The 23,871-nt window shown below is 68.6% G+C and carries 22 protein-coding genes and 1 riboswitch; of the genes, 13 read left to right on the forward strand and 9 right to left on the reverse strand.

Annotated elements, in window-relative coordinates; all coding sequences use genetic code 11:
• Positions 1-46: 46 nt before the first annotated feature.
• The 4 genes from Q0Z83_RS04780 to Q0Z83_RS04795 are packed head-to-tail and all read left to right on the forward strand — an operon-like array spanning position 47 to position 4,796.
• The gene (locus Q0Z83_RS04780) at positions 47-1,258 is read left to right on the forward strand and encodes an ABC transporter substrate-binding protein (protein ID WP_317792557.1); all 1,212 of its coding nucleotides are present in this window, start codon (positions 47-49) and stop codon (positions 1,256-1,258) included.
• 15 nt (positions 1,259-1,273) lie between these two features.
• Positions 1,274-2,140 (forward strand): carbohydrate ABC transporter permease, encoded by an 867-nt coding sequence (locus Q0Z83_RS04785; protein ID WP_317792558.1) that lies wholly within the window; start codon positions 1,274-1,276, stop codon positions 2,138-2,140.
• Positions 2,137-2,970 carry a carbohydrate ABC transporter permease gene (locus tag Q0Z83_RS04790; protein ID WP_317792559.1) on the forward strand — a complete coding sequence of 278 codons (834 nt, stop codon included), beginning with the start codon at positions 2,137-2,139 and terminating at the stop codon, positions 2,968-2,970. Before Q0Z83_RS04785 ends, Q0Z83_RS04790 begins: the two co-directional genes overlap by 4 nt.
• Entirely contained in the window at positions 2,967-4,796 is a 1,830-nt protein-coding gene (locus tag Q0Z83_RS04795) for a glycoside hydrolase family 127 protein (protein ID WP_317792560.1), read from the forward strand. The genes Q0Z83_RS04790 and Q0Z83_RS04795 overlap by 4 nt, the downstream gene beginning before the upstream one ends.
• Here Q0Z83_RS04795 and Q0Z83_RS04800 read toward each other — a convergent pair.
• The 3 genes from Q0Z83_RS04800 to Q0Z83_RS04810 all read right to left on the reverse strand — a co-directional run bounded on the left by Q0Z83_RS04800 (position 4,750) and on the right by Q0Z83_RS04810 (position 8,481).
• A complete protein-coding gene (locus Q0Z83_RS04800; protein ID WP_317792561.1) occupies positions 4,750-5,817 on the reverse strand; it encodes a LacI family DNA-binding transcriptional regulator in 1,068 nt (355 codons plus the stop codon). The two genes, Q0Z83_RS04795 and Q0Z83_RS04800, sit on opposite strands and share 47 nt — an antisense overlap.
• 48 nt (positions 5,818-5,865) lie before the next feature.
• On the reverse strand, positions 5,866-6,636 hold the full coding sequence (locus tag Q0Z83_RS04805) for a magnesium and cobalt transport protein CorA (protein ID WP_317792562.1): 771 nt from the start codon (positions 6,634-6,636) through the stop codon (positions 5,866-5,868).
• Positions 6,637-7,767: 1,131 nt separating this feature from the next.
• Positions 7,768-8,481, reverse strand: a complete 714-nt coding sequence (locus tag Q0Z83_RS04810) for a hypothetical protein (RefSeq protein ID WP_317792563.1) — start codon at positions 8,479-8,481, stop codon at positions 7,768-7,770.
• A gap of 854 nt (positions 8,482-9,335) precedes the next feature.
• Here Q0Z83_RS04810 and Q0Z83_RS04815 point away from each other — a divergent pair.
• Positions 9,336-9,620 (forward strand): hypothetical protein, encoded by a 285-nt coding sequence (locus tag Q0Z83_RS04815; RefSeq protein WP_317792564.1) that lies wholly within the window; start codon positions 9,336-9,338, stop codon positions 9,618-9,620.
• A gap of 556 nt (positions 9,621-10,176) precedes the next feature.
• Here Q0Z83_RS04815 and Q0Z83_RS04820 read toward each other — a convergent pair.
• The gene (locus Q0Z83_RS04820; RefSeq protein ID WP_317792565.1) at positions 10,177-11,559 is read right to left on the reverse strand and encodes an MFS transporter; all 1,383 of its coding nucleotides are present in this window, start codon (positions 11,557-11,559) and stop codon (positions 10,177-10,179) included.
• 145 nt (positions 11,560-11,704) lie between these two features.
• Between Q0Z83_RS04820 and Q0Z83_RS04825 the strand changes: the two genes are divergently transcribed.
• Together Q0Z83_RS04825 and glgX are read left to right on the forward strand one after the other, a co-directional pair.
• Positions 11,705-12,781: a serine hydrolase domain-containing protein gene (locus Q0Z83_RS04825; protein WP_317792566.1), complete on the forward strand. Its 1,077-nt coding sequence runs from the start codon at positions 11,705-11,707 to the stop codon at positions 12,779-12,781.
• A 42-nt stretch (positions 12,782-12,823) separates the two neighbouring features.
• Complete coding sequence (gene glgX, locus Q0Z83_RS04830) at positions 12,824-14,932, forward strand: glycogen debranching protein GlgX (RefSeq protein ID WP_317792567.1); 2,109 nt, start codon at positions 12,824-12,826, stop codon at positions 14,930-14,932.
• On the opposite strand, the gene Q0Z83_RS04835 is transcribed toward glgX, so the two are convergent.
• Together Q0Z83_RS04835 and Q0Z83_RS04840 are read right to left on the reverse strand one after the other, a co-directional pair.
• Complete coding sequence (locus tag Q0Z83_RS04835) at positions 14,929-15,270, reverse strand: VOC family protein (RefSeq protein WP_317792568.1); 342 nt, start codon at positions 15,268-15,270, stop codon at positions 14,929-14,931. The two genes, glgX and Q0Z83_RS04835, sit on opposite strands and share 4 nt — an antisense overlap.
• Positions 15,267-15,626: a MerR family transcriptional regulator gene (locus tag Q0Z83_RS04840; RefSeq protein ID WP_317792569.1), complete on the reverse strand. Its 360-nt coding sequence runs from the start codon at positions 15,624-15,626 to the stop codon at positions 15,267-15,269. Before Q0Z83_RS04840 ends, Q0Z83_RS04835 begins: the two co-directional genes overlap by 4 nt.
• Before the next feature lie 61 nt (positions 15,627-15,687).
• Here Q0Z83_RS04840 and Q0Z83_RS04845 point away from each other — a divergent pair, with 61 nt between their 5' ends.
• From Q0Z83_RS04845 to dacB, 4 genes are all read left to right on the forward strand, one after another.
• Positions 15,688-16,719: a glycoside hydrolase family 32 protein gene (locus tag Q0Z83_RS04845; RefSeq protein WP_317792570.1), complete on the forward strand. Its 1,032-nt coding sequence runs from the start codon at positions 15,688-15,690 to the stop codon at positions 16,717-16,719.
• Positions 16,720-16,753: 34 nt separating this feature from the next.
• A complete protein-coding gene (locus Q0Z83_RS04850; RefSeq protein ID WP_317792571.1) occupies positions 16,754-17,149 on the forward strand; it encodes a ChaB family protein in 396 nt (131 codons plus the stop codon).
• Positions 17,142-17,627, forward strand: a complete 486-nt coding sequence (locus Q0Z83_RS04855; protein ID WP_317792572.1) for a DUF1810 domain-containing protein — start codon at positions 17,142-17,144, stop codon at positions 17,625-17,627. Before Q0Z83_RS04850 ends, Q0Z83_RS04855 begins: the two co-directional genes overlap by 8 nt.
• 268 nt (positions 17,628-17,895) lie before the next feature.
• Positions 17,896-19,302 carry a D-alanyl-D-alanine carboxypeptidase/D-alanyl-D-alanine endopeptidase gene (gene dacB / locus Q0Z83_RS04860; protein ID WP_317792573.1) on the forward strand — a complete coding sequence of 469 codons (1,407 nt, stop codon included), beginning with the start codon at positions 17,896-17,898 and terminating at the stop codon, positions 19,300-19,302.
• Positions 19,303-19,375: 73 nt separating this feature from the next.
• Here dacB and Q0Z83_RS04865 read toward each other — a convergent pair whose 3' ends face one another.
• Complete coding sequence (locus Q0Z83_RS04865) at positions 19,376-20,173, reverse strand: hypothetical protein (RefSeq protein WP_317792574.1); 798 nt, start codon at positions 20,171-20,173, stop codon at positions 19,376-19,378.
• Positions 20,131-20,247: riboswitch (SAM riboswitch) on the forward strand. Its footprint overlaps the gene before it by 43 nt.
• 68 nt (positions 20,248-20,315) lie before the next feature.
• On the opposite strand from Q0Z83_RS04865, the gene Q0Z83_RS04870 reads away from it, so the two are divergent.
• Complete coding sequence (locus tag Q0Z83_RS04870; RefSeq protein WP_317792575.1) at positions 20,316-20,858, forward strand: GNAT family N-acetyltransferase; 543 nt, start codon at positions 20,316-20,318, stop codon at positions 20,856-20,858.
• Between the two features lie 9 nt (positions 20,859-20,867).
• Positions 20,868-21,626, forward strand: a complete 759-nt coding sequence (locus Q0Z83_RS04875) for an epoxide hydrolase family protein (RefSeq protein ID WP_317792576.1) — start codon at positions 20,868-20,870, stop codon at positions 21,624-21,626.
• A 10-nt stretch (positions 21,627-21,636) separates the two neighbouring features.
• Here the strand turns inward: Q0Z83_RS04875 and Q0Z83_RS04880 are convergent, their stop codons facing one another.
• The gene (locus Q0Z83_RS04880) at positions 21,637-22,251 is read right to left on the reverse strand and encodes an HNH endonuclease family protein (RefSeq protein WP_317797030.1); all 615 of its coding nucleotides are present in this window, start codon (positions 22,249-22,251) and stop codon (positions 21,637-21,639) included.
• 256 nt (positions 22,252-22,507) lie between these two features.
• Positions 22,508-23,722 carry an ISAs1 family transposase gene (locus Q0Z83_RS04885; protein WP_317792577.1) on the reverse strand — a complete coding sequence of 405 codons (1,215 nt, stop codon included), beginning with the start codon at positions 23,720-23,722 and terminating at the stop codon, positions 22,508-22,510.
• Positions 23,723-23,871 lie beyond the last annotated feature (149 nt).

A 23,871-nucleotide genomic window follows, 5' to 3' on the forward strand; every position in this document is an offset into this window, starting at 1 on the left:
CTGCTCCCAGGGGGATGCGTCACCCGATTCTTCCGACGATCAGATCGTGCCGGCCACGACCGGCTGCGCCGCCGACGGCGAGCTCACCATGTGGGAGCGGTCCGGCGGCAACAAGGACATGGTGGACATGCTCGTCGCGGCCTGGAACGCCAAGAACCCTCGCTGCGCCGTGAAACTGACCTACATCCCGCACACCGAGATGGTCGGCAAGATCGCCCAAGGCATCGCGTCCGGCCAGGTCCCGGACCTGATGGGGATGGACCTGATCTACGCACCGCAGTTCGAGAAGGCCGGGCAGCTCGTCGACCTGACCGACCGGGTCGGCGCCTGGCCGGAGCTGGCCACCGCCAGCAAGGGCCACATCACGGTCGCCACCTACGACCAGCGGCTCTACGGCGTCCCGCTCTACGCCGACGTGTCGGCGCTCTTCTACAACAAGGATCTCTTCAAACGGGCCGGCCTCGACCCGGCCAAACCGCCGACCAGCCTCCCCGAGCTGCGCGCCTACGCCGACAAGATCACCGCGCTGGGCGGCGACGTGAAGGGCTACTACCTGCCCGGCAACTGCGCGGGCTGCAACATCTTCACGGTCGGCCCGCTGATGTGGGCGTCCGGTGCGAAGATCGAGGCGGCCGGGCCCGGCGACGAACCGCTCGTCGGCGACGGAGTCAAACAGGTGCTCCAGTTCGAGCGGGACATGGTCGCCGCGGGCAACGTGCACGACGGCGACCGGACCGAGAACGGCGAGACGTTCCACCTGCAGTTCGGCTCGGGCAAGGTCGGCATGATGGGCACCGGCAACTTCAACATCACGCTGGCCCGCCAGCAGAACCCGGGCATGGACTTCGGCATCGCCCTGCTGCCCGGGATGACGGCCGGCTCCAGCGCCTCGTTCATCGGCGGCGACCTGGTCGTGGTACCGAAGGGCAGCAAACGGGTCAACGACGCGGTCAACTTCATGAAGTTCCTGCTCTCCGACGAGGTGCAGGTCGAGGTGTACGCCAAGGCGCTCAACCTGACCACCCGCAGCGACATGGTCGACAACCGGTACTTCAAGGCCGAGCCGCTGGTCCAGGACGTGGCGAAGGCACTGCTCGTGGGCCGGACCCCGTACACGCTCACGTTCTTCGAGCAGATCAACTCGCCGCAGGGTCCGTGGCTCAAGATGCTGCAACGCGCCTATTACACCGGCGACGACCTGGACACGGTCATCGCCGACGCGAAGAAGGAGATGTCAGCCATCGCCGCGAAATCCTGACGAGAGGGGAACGGCATGCGGCACCGATGGACCGGCCTGGCGTATGTGGCTCCGGCGCTGGCATTCGTGCTGGTTTTCACGGTCTACCCGCTGGGCCGGATGATCTGGTTGTCGCTGCACGAATGGTCGCTGATCGCCGAACCGCATTTCATCGGCCTGGAGAACTTCCGGACGGCGTTCAGCGACCGTCAGTTCTGGGTGTCGTTCCTGTTCACTCTCGAATACACGGCCCTCATCACGCCGGTGCTGATCGTCGGCGGATATCTTCTCGCGCTCCTGACCGCCTCAGCTTCGAGAGTGCGCGCCATCGCCCGTACCATAATTTTTGTCCCTGTCGTTATCGGTCTTGGGGTTTCCAGCCTTCTCTGGTATTGGTTGTTCAGCACCGATTTCGGGGTGATCAACCGGATCCTGCTCGATCTCGGTGTCGTCGACCAGCCGGTGCTCTGGCTGGGCGTCGACGCCGGCACCTCGAATTCCGCGATCAGCGTCTCGGTGGTGTGGAAGGTGATCGGATTCGGGATGATCCTGTTCGTCGGAGCCATTCAGGCGATTCCCACGGAGATCACCGAGGCGAGTCTGGTCGACGGCGCCGGCTATCTGCAGCGCGTCGGCCGGGTGATTCTGCCGCTGACCATGCGCACCGTTCTGCTGGTCACCCTGGTCAGCGTGATCGGCTCGCTGCTGGCGTTCGACCAGTTCTACATCATGACCGCCGGCCAGCCGCAGAACGAGACCGCGACGTCCGTCTTCTTCGTCTATCTGAATTCGTTCCCCTATCTGAAGCTCGGCTACGGCGCGGCCCTCTCGCTGATTCTCGCCGCGACCATTCTGGCCTTCACGGTCGTGCAACTCGTCCTCACCCGCCGGAGCGAGGCATGAATCGACGTACCGGATTCCTGGTCGCGGCCGGCTGCGTCGCGATCAGCACGATCATGCTGTTGCCGCTGGTCTATTCGATGCTCGCGTCGATCAAACCGGCCGCCGAGGCGGCCGCCACCCCGCCGACCTACCTGCCGCACGGGATCAGCCTGGACAGTTACCGCCGTCTCTGGGACTACCAGGAGGGTCTGCTCACCTACCTGGGCAACAGCCTCGGCGCGGCGGTCCTGACCATCGTCCTCACGCTGCTGCTCACGGTGCCCGCCGGATACGCGCTGGCCCGCTTCCCGATCCCCGGCAAGGAACTGATCTTCATCGTGCTCCTGCTGTCGCTGATCGTGCCGTACCAGGCGCTGCTGACCCCGATGTTCCTGATGTTCGCCAAGATCGGCCTGACGAATTCGGCGATCGGTCTGGCCGTCCTGCACACCACCATCCAATTGCCGTTCAGCCTCTACATCCTGCGCAACAGCTTCGCCGCCGTGCCCCGCGAGACCGAGGAGGCGGCGGTCATGGACGGCGCCGGATCGTTGCAGACGCTGCTGCGGATCTTCATCCCGCCGACCGTGCCCGCGGTCGTCACCGTCACCCTGTTCGCGTTCATCGCGTCCTGGAACGAGTTCCTCGGCGCGCTCGTGATGATGAGCGCCGGCGAGCGGTTCACGCTCCCGGTGATCCTGGCGACCGCGCGCACCGAGACCAGCCTGGGCGGCACCGACTGGGGCATGCTCCAGGCCGGCGTCACCATCTCGATCATCCCCTGTGTCCTCGTCTACCTGTTGCTTCAGCGGTACTACATGGCCGGCCTGATGAGCGGAGCCGTCAAATGAGCGTGACAGTGGTGCAGCCGTCCGCGACCGCCCGGACCCGGCTCCATCCGATGGACGCCCGGAGCGTCGAGATCGCCGCCGGATTCTGGGCCGACCGGATCCGGCTCAACCGGGAACGCACCATCCCACACGGCCTGGACCGGTTGCGGAGCACCGCCACCCTGGACAACCTGCGGCTCGCGAGCGGCTACCGGGCCGCCGCCGACTCCTCGGGCGCCACCTTCCCGTTCCTGGATTCGGACGTCTACAAGTGGCTGGAGGCGGTCGGCTGGTCGGCCGACCCGGCGCTGGTCGCCGCCGCCGACGACGTGATCACCCTGGTCTGTGCGGCCCAGCGCGCCGACGGCTATCTGAACAGCTACGTGCAGGCCGGGCACGACGAGCCGTACCGGGACCTGTCCTGGGGGCACGAGCTCTACTGCCTCGGCCACCTCATCCAGGCCGCCGTCGCCTGGCATCGCGCGCTCGGCGACGACCGGCTGCTCACCGTCGCGCTCCGAGCCGTCGACCATCTGCCCGGCTCGCTCGTCGACGGCCATCCCAACATCGAGATGGCGCTCGTCGAACTCACCCGCCTGACCGGCGACCGGCGCCATCTGACGATGGCGGCCCGGATGCTCGAGCTGCGTGGTCACCGCACCCTGCCCGGTGCGGATCGTTTCGGCGCGAGCTATTGGCAGGACCATGAGGGGGTACGCGACGCGAGCGCCGTGGCCGGCCATGCGGTCCGGCAGCTCTACCTCGACTGCGGCGCCGTCGACGTGGCGGTGGAACTCGGCGACGACCGGCTGCTCGCGGCGGTCCGGGCACGCTGGGACGACATGATCCGCACTCGTGCCTATCTGACCGGGGGAGTGGGCAGCCGGCACCGGGACGAGGCGTTCGGTGACCCGTTCGAGCTGCCACCCGACCGCGCGTACGCCGAGACCTGCGCGTCGATCGCCGGGGTGATGCTTGCCTGGCGTCTGCTGCTGGCCACCGGCGACACCTGCTACGCCGACACGATCGAACGCACCATGTACAACGGGGTGCTGCCGGGGATCGCCCTCGGTGGAACCCGCTTCTTCTACACCAATCCGCTGCAACGGCGGACCCATCGGGCCCCGGGCGGCGCCGGACCACGCCAACCCTGGTATCCGTGCGCCTGCTGCCCGCCGAACCTGATGCGCCTGCTCAGCTCCTGGGACCAATACCTGGCGACGTACGACGACAGCGGTGTCCAACTGCACCAGTACACCTCAGCCGAGATCCGCACCCCACGGGCCGACCTGCGGATCGGCACCGGTTACCCGTGGGACGGCCGGGTCGCCGTGCACATCGACCGGACCTCGCCGGAGCCGTGGACGCTCTCCCTGCGGGTGCCCCGATGGTGTCGCTCGGCCACCCTGACCAGCCCCGACGGCACTCTCGCGGTCAGCGCCGGAACCGTCAAACGACACCGCCGCTGGCAGCCCGGCGACGTCGTCGAACTCAACCTCGACCTGCCGGCCCGGATCACCGAACCCGACCCGCGGATCGACGCGGTGCGCGGCTGCGTGGCCGTCGAACGGGGGCCGCTCGTCTACTGCATCGAGTCGGCCGACGCCCCGGTACGTACCGAGATCGAGGAACTGACCTGGGATCCGGGCCGCCCGCTGACCCCGGTGCCCCGCCCGGACCTGACCGAGTCGATGATCGGTGTCGACGTGCCGATGACCGGTGGCCTGACCGCCGGGGCCATCCCCTACTTCGCGTGGGCCAACCGGACCACCGAGGCCATGCGAGTCTGGATCCCCAGGCTCACGGAGCCGACGTCGTGGAGTCCCGGACGACCAGCGGCATCTTGAAGACAGTCACGCCCGGCTCACGCCCGCCGGCCGGATCGCGGGCCGACGACACCGCCTGGGCGACACCGAAGCCGACGATCTCCGCGATCGGCATCCGCAGCGTGGTCAGCGCGGGCACCGTGTGCCCCGCGATCAGGATGTCGTCGAGACCGACCACCGACAGCCGGCCCGGCACCGGGATGCCGAGCCGGTGCGCGGCATGCAGGGCGCCGACACCGACCAGGTCGGTCGACGCGGCCACCGCGGTCGGCGGCTCGGGCAGGCTCATCAGCTCGGTCAGCGCGGCCGCGCCACCGTCGAGAGTGCCCGGGCACCGCCGCAGGTAGCCGCCGGGCACCCCGCCGAATCGGTCCCGCATGAAGTCGACGTACGCGTCCTCGCGGATCCGATACTCGTTGGGCAGTTCGGCGCTGAGGAACCCGATCCGACGGTGTCCGAGCTCCGCGAGATGCGCCAGCCCGGTCTGCACGCCGGCCCGATCGTCCGGGTTGACCGTGGGGAACTCGATCGGCCCCGGCCCCTGCCACATACCGACCACCGGCACCGCGGACCCCCGCAGGTCGGCGAGCAGTTCCGGGTAGGCCCGCATGTCGCCGAGCAGCACGATCGCATCGGTGTGCCGGGTCTCCAGCACCGTGGTGAGCGGGGTTCCCTCGTGCACGTGCCCCAGCACCACGTTGTATCCGTGCGCCATCGACTCGACGACGAGGGCCTCGATGACCCCGGCGTAGAAGACGTCACTGAAGTCCCGGACGACCGCCCCGATCAGATTCGTCGAGGCGCCCCGAAGCCCACGCGCGAGAGGATTCGGCCGGTACCCGAGATGCCTCGCCGTCTCGATGACCCGTTCCCGGGTCTCCGCCGCGATGGGTACCCGGGTCGGCGCGTTGTTCAGCACTCGGGAAACGGTGCTCTGCGAAACCCCGGAAGCCGCGGCGATATCACGCATCGTGACGATGGAGCGCACAGCTTTCCGACCGCCCGGCTGCTCTGCTCCTGATTCACGCCCGGAAGTAGGCATCGACAGGAACCCTAACACTCAGATGTTTTCGACCATCGTTGCGTTGAGTCACGAGAACAGGGCTGCCAGGGCCCGCTTGAGCGGCCCGTCGTCACGCTCATCGATCCACGTCACCGCGCCGATCGGCCGCCCCTGCTCCCGCGCGTCCGCACAATACCGCCGAACCGCCGGATCGATCGGCAGCCCGCTGATCGACAATGCGGCGTGGGCCCGCAGCCAGTAGGCCGCATCCTCGACCGCGGTGACCCCGGCCCGCCCGTCATCCTCGAGAAGAGCAGAGACGGCAACGACTTTGTGGTACGCCGAGACGTACATGATTCCGGCGGGAGCCCGGTCCGGAACCGTGACGTCGGCATTGAACCGCCGCAGCGCCTCGGTGACACCCCGCACATACATCTGGCTCCGAGCCTCGCCGGCCCGCCCCACATCGAGTTCCCCGAGCAGCTCATCGCGCCGCTCCCCGGAAAGCGTGTCGAGTAGCGCCGCCTGAACCGGCTCGGCCAACTCCCGAAACACACGCCGAACCCGATCCGGGGGCAGTTCCCCGACCAGCCCCACAGCCTGCCCGGTACCGACAGCCGAACAGGCCCGGACGAGATCCTTGTCCCCGAACATCTGAAGCACCCGCTCCCGCCCGCCAGGCTTGGGAGAGAGCATGAGTTTGGCCAGTTCAGCCCCAGTGAGCGCTTCCGAGACCGCCACAAACCGATCAGCCGGAAGCCCATTCAACATGCTGAGCGCAGATTGCGGAGGAGTCCGGCGAATCATCGCAGCAAGCTGAGTAATGGGCATCATCCCGCCGGGCAACATGCCGGTCACCTCTAACCCGAGTAGGAAGTAGTCGCTAAGGACTAGCACCATTTCCCGTCCCCCGACATCACCTTTGCCGCCACCCCACCCACCAAAACGGCCAACAAGTACCGCAACCCGCCCCGCACCCCGGCCCTTTCCCACTTCACCGAGCCCCCGCTCCTTCCCCCACCCGCCCGCCTCCGGTCCTTTCCGAGACCTCGCCGGGCCTCCGATCCGTTCCCCGGCCCACCTCCAGTCCTTCGGCTGCTTGGCCGGTCCTTCGGCTGCTTGGCCGGTCCTTCGGCTGCTTGGCCGGTCCTTCGGCTGCCTCGCTGGACTCTCGGTCATTTCCGTTACTTCGCGGTCCTCCGATCCTTTCCCGCCAGCCGATCCTTTCCTGCCAGCCGGGCCTTTCCCGCCAGCTGGGCCTCCGCTACCTCGCCCGGCCTCCGTGCCCGCCTCCGGTCCTTCCGCCGCTCCGCCTCGCCTTGTGCCGCTCCGCCTGGCCCGTCTCCGCCGCCTCGCCTCGTCTCCGCTGTTCCTGTCACCATCCGTCGTCTCCATCGGGCGCTGCCGGAGCCACCCTCCGCAAACCCCGCCGATCTTCGGCGCCCGTGCTGCCGGTGCCCCGTCTCCGCCACCAGTCGAACCGGCCATCCGCACGCGCGTCACCTACCGTCGTCGAGGTGCCGCAGACCCCTCGAAGATCCAGACCGATGACATAGGCGGAGACCGATACGAGAAGCGAGAAACTGACCAATCGCCCAATCTGTCACCAACCACCACCGGGTAACCACCGCAGACACAGGCAGAACCAACATCAACGAGTGCAACCGTGACCAAAATCCCGCGGCGACCACCCACATTCGAAAACCACAGCGAGCCATCTGAAACGGCGCGAGCAAGGCCGCCCGCACCCTCCAGATTCGGGCTGACCAGCGACATCACCGCCAAGCACTATCCCCTCCTTGCCGCGTCCGTCATGCCTGTCGGGGTCCGGGACGAAGCCATTCACCCGCTCCCAGTTGCCGAGATCCATCGACGGGCGGCGATCAGCCATCAAGTCACCAAGAACAGAGCACGGGCGACGGCCGACGGCGGCTGGCCATGATCTCGTCGGCTGGATGCGGACGATGAAGGTGGGGCGGTGATGGTCGGTCAGTGCGGCACGGTGATCGCGGGGTGATGGTGGGCGGGGTGGTGACGGGTGGTGGTTGGGTGGTGATGGCTGGATGGTGGGTGGTGGGTGGTGGTGATCGTGGGTGGTCGCTCGGGGCGGTACTGGCGGGGTGGCGGCGGGGCGCGACGTCGGGGGACGGTGACGGCTGAGTTGTATCCAGAGATGATGACGCCCGCTGGAGTGGCGATGATTGGGCCGGGGCGGCAGGGGCGGGTGCTCATCGCCAGGGCCGGCTGCGTTGGGTTGCAGGCAATGAGACGTGCGGCGATTTTCGCGTAGGTGGGAACCTCTCGCCGTTTTTCGTTCACCACGTTGTGGAATGCCACCGGAATTGCCGGGGCGCCGACTGCTGCAGGCCCTTCGCTGGGCCTTGTGAAAGGAAACCGGCTGGTGCTTGAGCCGAGCGCTTCGCTGATTTTCGTAAGAAGCTTGATACCGCTTCGCAACGCGACCATACGGCTTCTTCCGGCGAAGGGAATCCGGGCGAAGTCCGAACCGGTTACTCGGTTGCTTTCGATGTCGGGTGCCGGGCTGCCGTCTGCGGCGGGTTTCTGGTTGTTTTTGATTTCGGGCTGCTGGCCGCCGTCCGCGGCGGGCGCTGGGCCGATTCCGATGCCTGATGTTTGGCTGCCGGCCGTCGCAGGTATCCGACTCACGTCCCTGGTGAGTACCTGATTTTCCGTGGCAGGCACCTGTTCGCGCTGTGCGTGAGGGTCATGGATGCCTCCTGCTGCGGGTGCCTTGCCGTTTCGCGGCTGAGGTTTTCGGGTGATCCGCTCGGTTGGCGCAGGGCTGCTTTCGGCGGCGTGGGGCTGACCGCTTCTGCTGCGAGGATGACTGTTTCTGCTGTGAGGCTGACCGCTTCCCGGAGCGGGTGGCTGACCGGACCCTGCGCGTGATGTCTGGCTGGTGCTCGTGGGTGGTGGCTCGTCGTGACCTTTGGTGGGGCTCTGGTTGTCCCCACTGTTTGGCGCGGGTTCATTCTGACGGAGCCGTCGTAGCTTTTCGGCGTGGCGGCGTTGCAAGCCCCATGTGCGGTGTCGTTCGTGTTCGCGGCGGAATTCGTCGCGGGCTGCTGAATAGTTTCTGGACCGGGTTCGGTCGCGCATCGAAGCGATCTCCGACCTGCTGAACAATGACCCCTGTCCCATTCACGAATTCTCCCCATCCCGCTCCGCGAGTGTCAGTATTTGATCATGCCAAACTTATCCACAGCTATATTCACAATAGGGTGCCAAAAACGTTCTCGTACGGAGGCCGGATTCGGGCACGTCGAACTGCAGAGTGAAGCAGCGGCAGCAGGCGGCCTTCATCCCGTCGGCTGGTCGGTTCGGGGGCGTCAGAAGGCTCGGCTCAGTGCGGCTGCATGCGCATGGGCTGCTGAGATCGTGATCGACCGGAAGGTCTGGCGACGTTCGAGCGGTCTGACTTGATCTGAGGACGGGTGGTCGCGATTCAGCACCGGTGACTCTCCGCCGGGCCTCAAGGTGGATCGGTCCAGAGGAGAACGGGGGACACGTCGGCCGCGCTGGGTAATCTCTGCTTCGTGTCGGGTGCGGGAGAGCGGCGGGCCGCTCGTTCGGCGGTCAGGGATTACCACGAGGCTGAGCTGCGAACTCTGGTGAACCAGGTAGGTGTCGCGCTGGATGCCTACCGCGCCGGTGAGCTCGACGCCTTCGAGTTCGACGAGATCCTGTTCCAATACTCTCGGGCGGCGAAGGAGCTGTGGAAATTCTGCAATCTGACTCAGCCGGAGTTCACCGCGGCGTTGATCCGCAAAGGGCCGGCACAAGACTGGTGGGAGCGCGGAGCACCGAGGCGTCGAAGATAGCCGCCGCCCGCCGTCCCCGGCCTCGCAGCGACCAGTACGGATAAAGCCGCAGCTCACCGCCCTTCCGGGGAGGGGATGGGTGGCTGCACGCGGCTTGGATCGGACCGTCGGCCGCCGGGGCGGGCGAATGGCGGTGACCGGGGCTATGGGCCGCTGGGGGAGACCGCCGGTGGCCGGGCGTGAGGGAGGATGGCGGCCGTCGGTAGGGGGTGCGCTGGTCGGCCGTGAGGGAGGATGGCGGCCGTCGGTAGGGGGTGCGCTGGTCGGCCGTGAGGGAGGATGGCGGCCGTCGGTAGGGGGTGCGCTGGTCGGCCGTGAGGGGAGGACGGCGGCCGTCGGTAGGGGGTGCGCTGGTCGGCCGTGAGGGGAGGACGGCGGCCGTCGGTAGGGGGTGCGCTGGTCGGCCGTGAGGGGAGGACGGCGGCCGTCGGCAGAGGGCGCGCCGCTCGGCGGGTGACAGGTGCGGGTCGGCCGTGAGGACGGGTGCTCGGCCGCTGGGGGCGTCGGAAAGGGGGTGCGACGCCGGAGAAGGGACTGGCGGAACCGACGAGCGAAGTCAGGCCGGGACCCGGGTGGGTGTGGCGTGGGTTGTCGTGGAGCGGGCCCACGAGCCCGATGTGATGTGGCCGATCAGCAGGACCGCGATGCCCAAGGCGCACAGGATCCACCAGCCCGCCTGGTCGGCGGGGGTGCTGCCGGAGGCCACCACGGCGCCGATCACCGCCACGCCCAGGGCGCTGCCCACCTGGCGGCTTGTCGACGCGATGGCGGCGGCGACCCCGGCCCTGGCCCGGGGCATGCCGGAGACCGCGGTGTTGGTGATCGGGGTGTTGACCATGCCGAAGCCGAAACCGAAGAGCAGGTAGCCGGCGAACAGTTGCCATGCGGGCGTCGACGGGCCGGCCCAGATCAGAGGGGCCACGCCCGCCGCCATCGACACGCCGGAGATGTGTAGCGGCAGGCGGGTGCCGCGGGTTCCGACCAGGCGGCCGGACAGCGGTGACGCGACGATCGTCATCAGCGCCATCGGCAGGGTGTACAGGCCCGCCTCCAGCGCGGACAGCCCCCGTACCTGCTGAAGGTAAAGGGTGTTCAAGAAGAGGAAACCGCCCAGCGAGGCGAACGCGCAGATCGCGACGAGGGTGGCGCCGGTGAACGGGGCGCTGTGGAAGAAGCGCAGCTCGATCAGGGGCTCCTCGCGGCGCGGCTCCCACCACAGCAGGGCGGCGAGCGCGGCGACGGCCAGCGTGAAGCAGCCGATGATGAGCGGGGACGACCAGCCTTCGGACGGGCCCTCGATGATGCCGAAGGTCAGCGCGGCCAGCAGGGTCAGCACCAGGACCTGACCGACCGGGTCGAGGCGGCGCGGATGCTCGGCCCGCGACTCCGGGATGAACCGCCAGGCCAGCAGGAACGCGACGATGCCGACCGGCACGTTGATCCAGAAGATGGACGGCCAGCCGAACGAGTGCACCAGGAAACCACCGGCCAGCGGGCCGAGGGCCATGCTGAAACCGGTCACCGCGCCCCACACGCCGATCGCGCGGGCCCGCTCGCGGGGCTCGGTGAACGTGTTCGTGATGATCGACATGGCGACCGGGTTGAGCATCGAACCGCCGACCGCCTGGATCGTCCGGAATCCGATCAGCCACTCCAGGCTCGGCGCCAGGCTGCACAGCAGCGAACCGATCGTGAACAGTGCCAGCCCGGACTGGAAGACGCGACGCCGACCGATGCGGTCGCCCGTCGAGCCGGCCAGGACCAGGAGGCTGGCCAGGACCAGGAGGTACGCGTCGATGATCCACTGGAGGCCGGACACCGGCGCGTCCAGGTCCTCGGCCATCGCGGGCAGCGCGACGTTCACGATGGTGACGTCGAGGCTGATGATCAGCAGGCTCATGCAGCAGATGGCCAGGATCAGATAGCGACGCGGTTGCACTCTCCCGGTTCTACCCGTGATCTTTCCGGGAAACCCCGGGGTGTTGCTGAAATCTCCTAGGGGTACGGCTCCGGGAACAGCCCGGATGACCATGACGACCCGGCCGGGAAGAGTGGGTTCCAGTCCACTTCGGAGGTTGTCTGACATGCAGCGTCGTACCCTGCTCGGAGCCGCGTTCGCCGGAACCGCCCTGGCGCTCACGGGGCGCGTCCCCGCGTACGCCCAAGGTGTTAATGAGACCGCGCTCGCCGCAGCGCTGGACCCGCTCGACCCGGCGGTGAGTGGCGCCCTGGTCCGCGTCGAAGGGTCGGCCGGGCGCTGGCGCGGCCGCGCCGGGGTGGGTGACGTGCGCAGCGGCAGCCCGGTGCCGTGGGATGCCCGGTTCCGGATCGGCAGCATGACCAAGGCGTTCACCGCGACCGCGATGCTGCAGCTGGTGGCGGCCGGGCTGGTCGAGCTGGATGCGCCGGTGCGCCGCTACCTGCCGGAACGGCTGCCGGAGGGCTATTCGGGCACGGTGCGGCACCTGCTCGACTACACCAGTGGGCTGAGGGCCCGGGAGATTCCGCACAAGGAGCGCGAGTGGTTCCTGGCGCACCGGTTCGACACGTTCGAGCCCGGTTACCAGGTGCTGTGGAACGAGGAGCCGCTGTTCACCCCGGGTGACAAGCAGGTGTACGGCAATGTCAGCTACATCGTGGCCGGGCTGGTGATCGAGAAGGTGACCGGGCGGCCGTACGCGGACGCGATCCGCCGTGGCATCCTTCGGCCGCTCGGCCTGCGCCACACCTATCTGCCGGGTACGCACACCGCGATCCCGGGTCCGCACGCGCACGGCTACGAGCTGATCGACGGCGAGTACGTCGACGTGACCAGGGCCAACCCGTCGTTGCAGTGGGCCGCCGCCGAGATGATCTCGACGACCGCGGATCTGGACCGCTTCCTGGCCGCGCTGCTGGGCGGCCGGCTGCTGCCGCCGCGTGAGCTGCGGGCGATGCTGACCGTGCCGTTCGAGACGGCGGCGTACGGCTGCGGGCTGAGCCGGCTGATCGTCGATGGCGTGGAGATCTGGGGCAAGTCGGGCGACCGGCCGGGCTACAACAACGGGATGGGCGCGACCCTGGACCTGAGCCGGCGGATGGTGTTCTCGGTGAACACGCTGAAGATGGGCGGTGACACGCCGGCGATCGCGGGGCGCCTGCTGATGGCGGCGTTGACCTGATCACAGTTTTCCTCGTCGCGCTTATTGGGCAAGGTGGGGGCCATGCATATCTGGCCGGGCAATCCGTACCCGCTGGGCGCCACCTATGACGGTGGGGGCACCAACTTCGCGCTCTTCTCCGAGGCGGCCACCCGCGTCGAGTTGTGCCTGTTCGACGAGGACGGCAAGGAGACCCGGATCGACCTGCCGGAGCGGGAGGCGCTGGTCTGGCACGGCTACCTGCCCAGGGTCGTGCCGGGGCAGCGGTACGGCTACCGGGTGCACGGCCCCTACGACCCGTCGCGGGGGCTGCGCTGCAACCCGTCGAAACTGCTGCTCGACCCCTATGCGAAGGCCGTCGACGGCAACTACCGCTGGGATCAGGCGCTTTTCTCGTATAATTTCGGTGATTCCGGGTCTTTCAATGATTTTGATTCTGCGCCCTTCGCGCCGCGGTCCGTGGTGATCAACCCGTATTTCGACTGGGGCAACGACCGGCCGCTGAAGATCCCGATGTATGAGACCGTGATCTACGAGGCCCACGTCAAAGGCATGACGATCCAACACCCCGAGATCCCCGCAGATGTACGGGGTACCTATTCCGGCCTGGCCCATCCGGCGATGATCAGGTATTTGAAAGGGCTCGGGGTGACCGCCGTCGAGCTGATGCCGGTGCACCAGTTCGTCCACGACAGCGGTCTGATCGAGCGTGGCCTCACCAACTACTGGGGCTACAACACGATCGGTTTCTTCGCCCCGCACAACGGCTATTCGTCGTTTCCCGAGGGCGGTGGCCAGGTGCAGGAGTTCAAGGCCATGGTCAAGGCCCTGCACCAGGCCGGCATCGAGGTGATCCTGGACGTCGTCTACAACCACACCGCCGAGGGCAACCACCTGGGCCCGACGCTGTCGTTCCGGGGCATCGACAATCCAGCGTACTACCGGCTCGTGGACGAGGACAAGCAGTACTACTACGACACGACGGGCACCGGGAACAGCCTGAACGTCCGGCATCACGAGTCGCTGCGGCTGATCATGGACAGCCTGCGCTACTGGGTGACCGAGATGCACGTCGACGGGTTCCGGTTCGACCTGGCCGCCGCGCTGGCCCGGGAGTTCCACGAGGTGGACCGGCTGGCCGCGTTCTTCGACCTGGTCAACCAGGACCCGGTGGTGTCGCAGGTGAAACTGATCGCCGAACCGTGGGACGTCGGCGACGGCGGTTATCAGGTCGGCGGATTCCCACCCAACTGGACCGAGTGGAACGGCAAGTATCGCGACTCGGTCCGCGATTTCTGGCGTGGTGAGCCGTCCAGTCTCGGTGAGTTCGCCTCCCGTTTCACCGGCAGTTCCGACCTCTACCAGGATGACGGCCGCCGCCCCATCGCGTCGATCAACTTCGTCACCGCGCACGACGGCTTCACCCTGCACGACCTGGTCTCCTACAACGAGAAGCACAACGACGCCAATGGGGAGGGTAACCGCGACGGGGAGAGCCACAACCGGTCGTGGAACTGCGGTGTCGAAGGTGAGACCGACAACGCCGACATCATCGTGCTGCGGGAGCGGCAGAAACGGAACTTCCTGGCCACCCTGCTGCTCAGCCAGGGCGTGCCGATGATCGCCCACGGCGACGAGCTCGGCCGCACCCAGCGCGGCAACAACAACGTCTACTGCCAGGACAGCGAGATCTCCTGGGTCGACTGGGTCGACGCCCGCAACGAGGATGTACTCACCGGGTTCGTCCGGCGGCTGCTCAAGCTCCGGGCCGACCACCCGATCTTCCGGCGCCGGCGGTTCTTCACCGGCCAGCCGGCCGGGGACTCGGCGCTACCGGACATCGCCTGGCTGCGCCGCGACGGCCAGGTGATGACCGACGCCGACTGGAACACCCGCAGCGGCATGACCATGACCGTCTTCCTCAACGGCCACGGCATCCCGGAACGCGACGCGCTCGGTGAGGAGATCCGGGACGACTCGTTCCTGGTGCTGTTCAACCCGCTGGACGAGGACGTCGCCTTCACCCTGCCGGGGCGCGACTACGGGCGTACCTGGGAGGTGGCCGCCAACACCGCCGACCCGCTGCTGGCGACCAGACGCAAGACCGCCCGAGCCGGTACGCGGTTCACCGTGTCACGCCACACGCTGGTCCTGCTCAGGTGCCGTTACTAGAGCTCCACGCAGAAGATGTTGCCCTCCGGGTCCTCCAGGACGGTCAGCTCGCCCGGCGTCACCACGGTGGCGCCGAGCTTGACCAGCCGGTCGACCTCGGCGGGCACATCCGCGTTCGGCGCGCGCAGGTCGAAATGCAGCCGGTTCTTCGCGGTCTTCGGCTCGGGCACCCGCTGGAACCACAGGTTCGGGCCGCCCCAGCCGGGGGCCTCGACGAACGCCTTGTCGCTGGTCGCGTCCTCATCCAACTCGCCGCCCAGCGCCGCCGCCCAGAACCGGGCCACGACCAGGGCGTCGGCGCAGTCGAAGGTCAGGCTCTTCACCCACGAGACGGTCATGCCGACACCGACCGGTACCAGGCGATCTTCTCCCGTACCCGCTTCTGCTCCAACCGCAACCGATCCACCTTCTCGTCGATCTCCCGGTCGTGTTCCTCCAGCAGCGCCGTGCGCTGCTCGGCGCCCTCGTCGCCGAGTTGCAGCAGCTCGGCGAAGCGGCGCAGCCGCGCGATCGGCATGCCGGAATCGCGGAGGCAGCGCAGCAGCCCGAGCCGGGACAGGTCGTCCTCGGAGAAGATCCGCCGGCCGGCCGATGTCCGCTGGATGCCGTGCAGCAGCCCGATCTTCTCGTAGTAGCGAATGGTGTCGATGCTGACGCCGAGTCGCTCCGCCGTCTCCCCCGGTGTGTAAGGCACCCGGTCAGACTAACCGCGTCCGCCCACTGGCGCGGGACAGGCGTCGATGCCACGCTGAGGCATGGAACGAGTGCCGCGGCCCCGGCTGCACTTCACCCCGCGTGCCGGCCGCGTCGGCGACCTCTTCGGCGTGCTCGCCTCCGGCGGCGGTTACCAGGTCTTCTACGAGCATCTCTCCGGCGACGCCACGGCCTGGGGTCGGGCCACCTCGGACGACCTGATCATCTGGACCGAACAGGAGGCCGGCCCGCCGACCGGCGAAGACGCGGCCCGCTGCGGCACCGTCGTCACCGGCCCGGACGGCCCGGTCCTCTTCCACACCCTCACCGGCGGCGGGGTCGCCCGAGCGACCCCGACCCCCGGCTTCGCCGGATGGCAGCGCGATCCCTCCGGTCCGTTGCTCGGCGGGCCACCGTCCGGGGTCACCGAGATGAGTGATCCGTACGTGTGGTGGGCCGGCTCAGGCTGGCGGATGCTGCTGGCCGGCACCCTCCGCGGTGGCACCGCCGGGATTCTCCAGTACCACTCGGGCGACCTGCTGAACTGGGCGTACGACGGGGTGATCGTCTTCCGCGACCGCACCACCTGGGGCTGCCCCCGACTGTTCCCCCTGGACGGATCGTGGGTGCTCCTTCTGACCGCCGGACGGGAGCTCACCTACGGCATCGGCAATTACGACGGCATGCACTTCACCGCCCGGGCCTGGGGCACCTTCGGCCGTGGTGACGTCGGCCCGATGGTCACGTTCGTCGACGCCTCCGGGCGGCGCTGCGCCCTCGCCCGCCTCGGCGCGCCGGGCACGCTCAGCCTGCCCTGGGTGCTGTCGGTCCGCGACGACCGGCTGATCGCCACCCCGCATCCCAACCTCGACCCCTATCTGATCAGCGGCGCGACCGGGCTGACGGCGGCCGGCGGAGAGGTACGCGACCACGGCGACCTGATCCTCACGATGCCCGCCGGAGGGGAGACCACCCTGTTCGCCGACGCGGACATCGTCGAGGTCACCGTCGAAGGAGTGAGCGGACTGGGCGTGGCCCGGCGGACCGGCCCGACCGTGCCCGGAGTGCGGTTCGCCCGGTTCGGGGCGCTCTGAGTTTCGTCTCCGCACGGCCGGGAACCCCTTCGGTATGCCTGGACGTGACGAACTCCCCGACACCCTCAAGCGCTCGCCGAAGAAGGCGCAGGACACGTTCATCAAGACCCACGACTCGGCCGTCGACCAGTACGGCGAAGGGGAGCGGGCCCATCGCACCGCGTTCTCCGCGGTTAAGCACTCCTTCGAGAAGGTCGGTGACCACTGGGAACCCAAGGCGAAGAAGGGTCCCAGCGACGCCAAGGCCGCCGGCGGGCGGGACACCAGAGCCGAGACCGCCGGTGGGGTCGACGCCAACGCCGGCAAGAAGCACCTGCTCGACGTGGCCAGACGGCTCGACGTCACCGGGCGGTCGCGGATGACCAAGGCGGAACTGGTCGACGCCATCCAGAAGGCCAACGACCGCGCGACCCGACGGGCCCGTGGCTGACCTGCGGCGCTTCGTGGACGCCCAGGAGGGCGTCCACGAGCAGGCCCTCGCCGAACTGACCGACGGCCGCAAGCGCGGACACTGGATGTGGTTCGTGTTTCCGCAGCTCGACGGGCTCGGGGTCAGTTCCACCGCCCGGCGGTACGCGATTCGCGACCTCGAGGAGGCTCGGGCCTATCTGGCTCATCCGGTCCTCGGGGCGCGTCTCGTGGCGTGTGCCGAGGCGGTGCTCGGGCATCAGCGCGGTACCGCTGAGGAGATCCTCGGGTATCCGGACGTGCTCAAGCTGCGGTCGTCGATGACGCTGTTCGCCTGTGCAGCGTCCTCATCCTCGTCCGCGCCGGCATTCGCACCCGCGGCGGCGGGGTCGCCCGCGTGGCTTCGGGCGGGCGACGAGGCCGGCGTTTTCGAGCGGGTGCTCGGCCGGTACTACGACGGGCCTGATCCGCTGACCCTGCAGTTGTTGGGCGTGGGGTGACGGCTGGGCGGTTGCCTGGTGTGGGGTGACGGCTGGGCGGTTGCCTGGTGTGGGGTGACCGCTGGGCGGTTGTCGGCATCGGGTGACGGCTGGGCGGTTGCCTGGTGTGGGGTAACGCTGGGGCTACCTTGAAGACTCACGCTGGCGCTATCGTGTCCGCTCCATCCCGGCGGGCACGATGGCGGGCATGGAAGTGCTGGTCATCCGAAGGGGGACCGCGGCGGTGGGTCGCCGGGCCGTCCACACCGAGCGTGTGACCATCAGGGTGATGCGTGCTGTCTCGGTGATTCTCGCTGGTGTCCTGTTGATCCCGCCCGGCCCGGCCGTCGCGGCGCCCGCGCCGACGGATCCGCTCGTCGCCCGGCTGGAGCAGATCTTCACCGATCAACGGCTGGTCGGTGCGACGGTGGCGGTCGAGGTCCGCGAGGCGGTCGGCGGGCGGGTCGTCTACCAGCATGATCCAGACGTGCGGGTGCTTCCCGCCTCCAACCAGAAACTGCTGACCGCGGCCGCCGCGCTCGAGGTGCTGGGTGCGGGATACCGGTTCCGGACCACCGTGCGCGGGCACGGCCGGGTTCTCTACCTCCGCGGGCAGGGCGACCCCACGCTGACATATGAGCGGATCGACCGGCTCGCCGCGGCCGTGGCCCGGGCCGGTGCGAAGCGGTATGCGCGGTTGATCGTCGACGACACCTGGTTCGACCGGGTGCCGCTGGGGCTCGACTGGTCCTGGCAAGACGAGAGTTACGGGTTCACCGCGCCGGTTTCGGCGCTGTCGTTCGCGGCGAACGAGCGGTTCGACAACGCGGCCGTGGAGATCCGATATCGGGGTGTGGCGGGGCGGCGGCCCACGGTGCGGGTCTGGCCGCCGACCGGAAGTGTTCGGGTGATCAACCGGGCCGTCACCCGGAGTGGGGACAGTGTCGGGGCGGTTCGGGCACACGGCCGGGCGGTCGTCACGCTGAGTGGCTCGGTGGCGGCCGGTCGTTCCGGGTCCGCGCTGGTCTCGGTGCCAGATCCGGCGGCCACCGCGGCAGGCCTGTTCCGGGCGGCGTTACGGCGACATGGGGTGACCGTGAGCGGGCCGACCTCGCGGGGTGTGACGCCCGGTGGCACCCGAGCCGTGGCCGCGCAGGTTTCCCGGCCGCTCGCCGAGATCCTGCCGCCGTTCCTGAAGCTGTCCAACAACGGAATCGCTGAGCTACTGGTCAAGGCGATGTCACGGGCCGCCGATCCGGCGCGGCCGGGCAGTTGGCCGACCGGTCTGGCCGCGGCGACAGGTGCCCTCGGACGTCTCGGCGTCGATACCAGGCTGCTCACCATGGGTGACGGGTCCGGTCTCAGCCGCCGTAACTGGGTTACCGCCCGGCAGGTGACGACCGTGTTGGAGAAGGCACAGCGGCGCACGTGGTTCCCCACTTTCCGGGCGGCGCTGCCCGTCGCGGGCTCAGCAGACCCGATGGTCGGTGGCACGCTGCGTAACCGGATGCGGGGTACTGCGGCTGCCGGAAACGTCCGCGCCAAGACCGGCACGCTGTCCGGGGTGAACGCGCTGTCCGGTTACGTGACCGGCGCCGGTGGGCGGCGGTTGGCGTTCACTTTCATCGTGAACGCCTCCGTCGACACCGCCGCCCCTCTTCTGGACGAGGCGGCGGTCGCCCTCGCCACCGTTTAGCTGCCTTCGCCTCCCGGCCGACGTTGTTTTCCGGCCCGAGGTGGGCCTCGCTTTCGTCGCCAGCGATCCGGTATTACCGCTGGCAGCGCCGGGGCCGCTTTGGCGGTTCCCATCTTGCTTCGCCCGGGCCGCGCAGTGCGTCTCCCTGCGGCGCGACGGCGCGGTGTCGCGGCGGGCTGCCGCGCAGCGCGGCGCGGTTGGCGCGATGGTGCGGCGGCGCGGGTGGTGCGGCGGTGCGGGTGGTGCGGCGGTGCGGGTGGTGTGGTGGTGCGGGTGGTGTGGTGGTGCGGGTGGTGCGGGTGGTGTGGTGGTGCGGGTGGTGTGGTGGTGCGGGTGGTGTGGTGGCGCGGGTGGTGTGGTGGTGCGGCGGGCAGCGGTGCAGCACGCCGCGGGTGGCGCGATGGCGCGGCGGTGCGGACGGCGCGGCGGTGCGGACGGCACGGCGGTGCGGCGGTGCGGCGGTGCGGCGGTGCGGCGGTGCGGACGGCACGGCGGCGCGGCGGGGCGGCAAGGCGGCGGGCACCGGTGCGGTGGGCGGTCGTGCGGCGCGGCGGGTGGAAGCGTGGTGGGCGGTGCGGTGGTGGACCGCGACGTGGCGCAGTGCGGTGGTGCGGTGGCGGTGACGGTGGACCGCGACGTGGCGCGCGGTCCGGCGGGCGGTGGTGCGGTGGTGCGGTGGTGGCGCGGGTCCGGCGGGCGGTGGCGTGGCGGTGCGGTGGGTGGGAGCGCGGCGGGCCGCGGTGCGGGTGGGGGCGCGGGGTTCGGCGGGCGGTGTGGTGGAGGAAACCGGGGCGAGATTCGTGGGGGCGCGGTGGTATGTTTCGCGCGGGTCATGAGTGCCAGCGATCAGCCCCGGCTTGCTGGCCGGCAACCCTCCGCTTCGTGGGCGGGGTGCCCCGGGTGATGACCGGGTTCAGTGCGACCTGCGCTGGACAAGCCGCGAGCCCAAGGGGACTCTCATGACTGCTTTAGAGCATCCTGTTCTGCATGGCCGTTTTGTCCGGCTTGAACCGTTGGGGGAGTGGCACGCCGCCGATCTGGCCGCGGCCGCCGGGGAGTCGCGTGAGTCCTATGGCTGGACTTGGGTGCCTACCGCGGCGACCGTCGACGGGTACATCGCTGAGCAGGTCGCTCGGGTCGGGCTGGCGCCGTATGCGCAGATCAGCCGGCAGGCCGGGCGGGCCGTCGGTGTCACCGCCTACTGGGATCCGCGCGGTGAGCCGCTCTCCGCGATCGATGTCGGATTCACCTGGCTGGCCGCTTCGGCGCAGCGCTCCGGAATCAACCTGGAAGCCAAGTATCTGCTGTTCAAGCACGCTTTCGAGGGGTGGGGCGCGCGCCGGGTCGGGCTGAGTACGGACGCCCGCAACGCCCGGTCGCGGGCCGCCATCGCCGGGGTCGGTGCCCGGTTCGAAGGGGTGCTGCGGAACTGGTCCCGATCCTGGGCTCCGGGCGAGGCCGGTCGGCTGCGGGATTCGGCCCTGTTCTCGGTGGTGGCCGAGGAGTGGCCGGAATGTCGCGCCTACCTGGAACACCGGCTGTCCGAAACGCGGTAAACCTACAGGGTGATCGAGTCCTTCCGTGTGGACGTGCCCCAGGACGATCTCGACGGCCTGGTCGAACGGCTGGCCCGCACCCGATGGCCGGCCGGGACCGGGTGGGCCGAGTTGACCGGACTCGTCGAGCACTGGCAGGCCCACTTCGACTGGCGGCGGCAGGAGGCTCGCCTCAACTCGTTTCCGCAGTTCATCGCCACTGTCAACGGGTGCCGGGTGCACTTTCTGCACGTGCGTTCACAGAAGCCGGGAGCGTTGCCGCTGATCGTGGGGCGCGGCGGGCCGGGCACCGTCTTCGGGATTCTCGACGATCTCAGGGTGCTGGCGACCGACTTCCACCTGGTCGTTCCGACATTGCCGGGGTTCCCGTTCGGTGGGGTGCGGGCCGGCGCGGAACAGACGGCCGAAGCCTGGGCGGAACTCATGGCTCGGCTGGGCTATGTCCGATACGGCGTGCACGGGGGCGGTTTCGGAACACCTGTCGCGGCCATGCTCGCCGAGCTTCATCCGGAGCGCGCTTTCCGCGTACAACTGGATGGTCTGGAAGAGGCGGCGAAGCCGGACGATGGGCTCGGGGCCGCGGCGGTGGCGTTTAACGACTCGCCGGCCGGGCTGCTCGAATGGTGTCTGCGTGATCGGGGCGGTCGCGACGATGAGGCGCTGCTTACCGATGTGACCACGTTCTGGCTGGCGGGAGTAACCCCACCACCGGAGGGCGGCACCATGGCCGCCCTCCGGGTTCCGGAGATCCGGGACTACTTCATCTGACCGATAGTGGTCAGCTGGAGCAGGTGTTGAGCATGGTCTGGAGCGCGGTCTTCTCCGACGACTGGAGGGTCAGCGACCAGTAGTACTTGACCGCGATCCACATCTTGGCGTAGGTGCACCGGTACGAGGTGACCGACGGCTGCCAGGTCGACGGGTCCTGGTCGCTCTTGGACTGGTTCACGTTGTCGGTGACCGCGATCAGCTGCGGGCGGGTCAGGTCGTTGGCGAAGCTCTGCCGCTTGCTGGTGGTCCAGGCGCTGGCGCCGGAACGCCACGCCTCGGCCAGCGGAACCACGTGATCGATGTCGAGATCCGAGGCCGCGGTCCAGGTGGCGCCGTCGTAGGGGGAGTACCACGAGCCGGAGGTGGCGGCGCACGCCGAGCTGACGACCACGTTCGTGCCGTCCCGCTTCAGCACCGTCTCGCGGGTGTTGCAGGTCCCGGAGATGGTGATCCAGTGCGGGAACAGGTCGCGGTCGTAGGTGCTCGCGTTCGCCTCGGCCGCGACGGTCAGTGCGGTGAGGTAGGTCTGCGCCGTCGACTTCGACGGGATTCCGGTGGGCGCGGCCTGGGCCGGGGACGCCAGCAGGCCGAGAGTGATCAGGGTGGCCGTGACTACGGCCATCACGGGACGGGGGGAGAGGGGCATGATCGGCTCCTTTGTGTCGTCCGATTCGGACTACACAGATCTACGGGAGCCGGACGTCACCGGATGATGACGTTCATGAATTTCTTATGTCCGAACAAAAAAGAACAAACCCGCCTTGGAAACAAGACCTTAATCTTTGTACGAGCTGTGAACGGCGCTGTGCCCGTCCCCGTGACGTCCGCCCATCTCAACGCCGAAACGCGACCGCCGGGACGCCTGTCTGGTCACAGGGTCATTGCATGTTCCGGTAGCTGCTGGTCACGGCCGTGATGAGGTCGTTTGAACGGCGGTCGGCGCGGCGGTTGGCGCGGGCGATGTTGGTTTCGCCGTTGATGCGGTGCCAGCCGATCGCGGTGTTACGCAGTGTCGCCATGACGGCGGGTCCGGTGCCGGTCCGGGCTTGATGAAGATCTTCACGGAACGTGACATCTCGGACGTTGTGGACCTGGTTCTCGATCAACCACTCCGATCTGGCCCACTTCTGCAGGTCAGCGGGCTGAGCGTCGGCAGCGGGAAGGGACGTGACCAGATAGGCGGTCTCCCGGCTGGTCTTGCCGCCGGTGGTGCGGGTCCGGGTGATCCGGACGGCTTGCCGGGCGTGCGGGAACGCGATCCCGCCCGGGGTCTGCAGGGTGACGGCCTTGACCGTGCGGGTCTCCTTGCGGCCGTGACCACGCTCGCGGGTGCGGTCACCGACCGGGATCTGCGCCCAGGGAACGGCTTTGAGCTGGGCATGGAGGGTGGGCTGGTTGCCTTTGGCCTGCAGTAGCAGGTGTGCGCCGCGGCGGGTGATCTGCTCGGCGTGGCCGGTCTGGGTGTGCAGGGCGTCGGCGACTATCAGCACCCCGGTAAGGCTGCCCAGCAGGTTCTCCACGGCGTCGAGCAGTGGTGTGAACGACGGGATCTCGTTGCTCTTCGTATCGACCGTGACCTGGGCGAGGACGATGCCGGTGCTGGTGTCCAGCGCGGACAGCAGATGCGTTTGACGCCCGTCGGGCAGACGGGCGCCGCGCAATGTCTTGCCGTCGACGGCGATCACGGTCCGGTAGCGGCGCGGCCGGGGAACGGCGAGCGGTGGTGTGCGGGTGCGGAGCCAGCCCGCCAGGACGCTGCCGACCGGGGCATCGTCGAGTCGGGTCAATAGTCGCCATACCGTGGTGCCGGCAGGCAAGCCCCGGTCGAACCCGAGCCGTCGCTGGTCCGGCTCGTCCAGGTCGTACAGCCAGTCGGCGATCGCCGTGAACGAGGTGGCGCCGGCCAGGACGGCGCAGACCGCGACGGCGAGCAGCGCTGCCAGCGGATATCGCACCCCGCGAGGATTCCGCGGGTCCGGGACCAGGCTCGCGGCGGCCAGGAGCCCGCCGTGTTCACCGTCGGTGACCGGCGGCGGTGGCGTGTCGATGCCAGGGGTTGTCACGGTCAGTACGCAGATCAGAGATGATGCCATCGGCGGGTGGAGTCCTCGGTGGTCGTGCAGCGTCAAGAACTCCATGATCACCTTGAGGGCTTCACCCGCTCCATCCGCCTCCATATAGGCCGATCACTCGACATCATCCCAGCTCAGAGCGCCTGCCCGCGAGAACGCAACGGCCCTGC

The sequence above is a fragment of the Actinoplanes sichuanensis genome, from assembly GCF_033097365.1.
In the GTDB taxonomy this organism is placed as follows: domain Bacteria; phylum Actinomycetota; class Actinomycetes; order Mycobacteriales; family Micromonosporaceae; genus Actinoplanes; species Actinoplanes sichuanensis.

Excerpts from the sequence above, each read along its gene's own strand:
- Q0Z83_RS04785 (WP_317792558.1), top strand. The coding sequence starts at position 1,274 with ATGCGGCACCGATGGACCGGCCTGGCGTATGTGGCTCCGGCGCTGGCA.
- Q0Z83_RS04885 (WP_317792577.1), bottom strand. The coding sequence starts at position 23,722 with ATGGCATCATCTCTGATCTGCGTACTGACCGTGACAACCCCTGGCATC.
- Q0Z83_RS04825 (WP_317792566.1), top strand. The coding sequence starts at position 11,705 with ATGCAGCGTCGTACCCTGCTCGGAGCCGCGTTCGCCGGAACCGCCCTG.
- Q0Z83_RS04850 (WP_317792571.1), top strand. The coding sequence starts at position 16,754 with ATGCCTGGACGTGACGAACTCCCCGACACCCTCAAGCGCTCGCCGAAG.
- Q0Z83_RS04845 (WP_317792570.1), top strand. The coding sequence starts at position 15,688 with ATGGAACGAGTGCCGCGGCCCCGGCTGCACTTCACCCCGCGTGCCGGC.
- Q0Z83_RS04880 (WP_317797030.1), bottom strand. The coding sequence starts at position 22,251 with ATGGCCGTAGTCACGGCCACCCTGATCACTCTCGGCCTGCTGGCGTCC.
- Q0Z83_RS04790 (WP_317792559.1), top strand. The coding sequence starts at position 2,137 with ATGAATCGACGTACCGGATTCCTGGTCGCGGCCGGCTGCGTCGCGATC.
- Q0Z83_RS04800 (WP_317792561.1), bottom strand. The coding sequence starts at position 5,817 with ATGCCTACTTCCGGGCGTGAATCAGGAGCAGAGCAGCCGGGCGGTCGG.
- Q0Z83_RS04795 (WP_317792560.1), top strand. The coding sequence starts at position 2,967 with ATGAGCGTGACAGTGGTGCAGCCGTCCGCGACCGCCCGGACCCGGCTC.
- glgX (WP_317792567.1), top strand. The coding sequence starts at position 12,824 with ATGCATATCTGGCCGGGCAATCCGTACCCGCTGGGCGCCACCTATGAC.
- dacB (WP_317792573.1), top strand. The coding sequence starts at position 17,896 with ATGCGTGCTGTCTCGGTGATTCTCGCTGGTGTCCTGTTGATCCCGCCC.
- Q0Z83_RS04835 (WP_317792568.1), bottom strand. The coding sequence starts at position 15,270 with ATGACCGTCTCGTGGGTGAAGAGCCTGACCTTCGACTGCGCCGACGCC.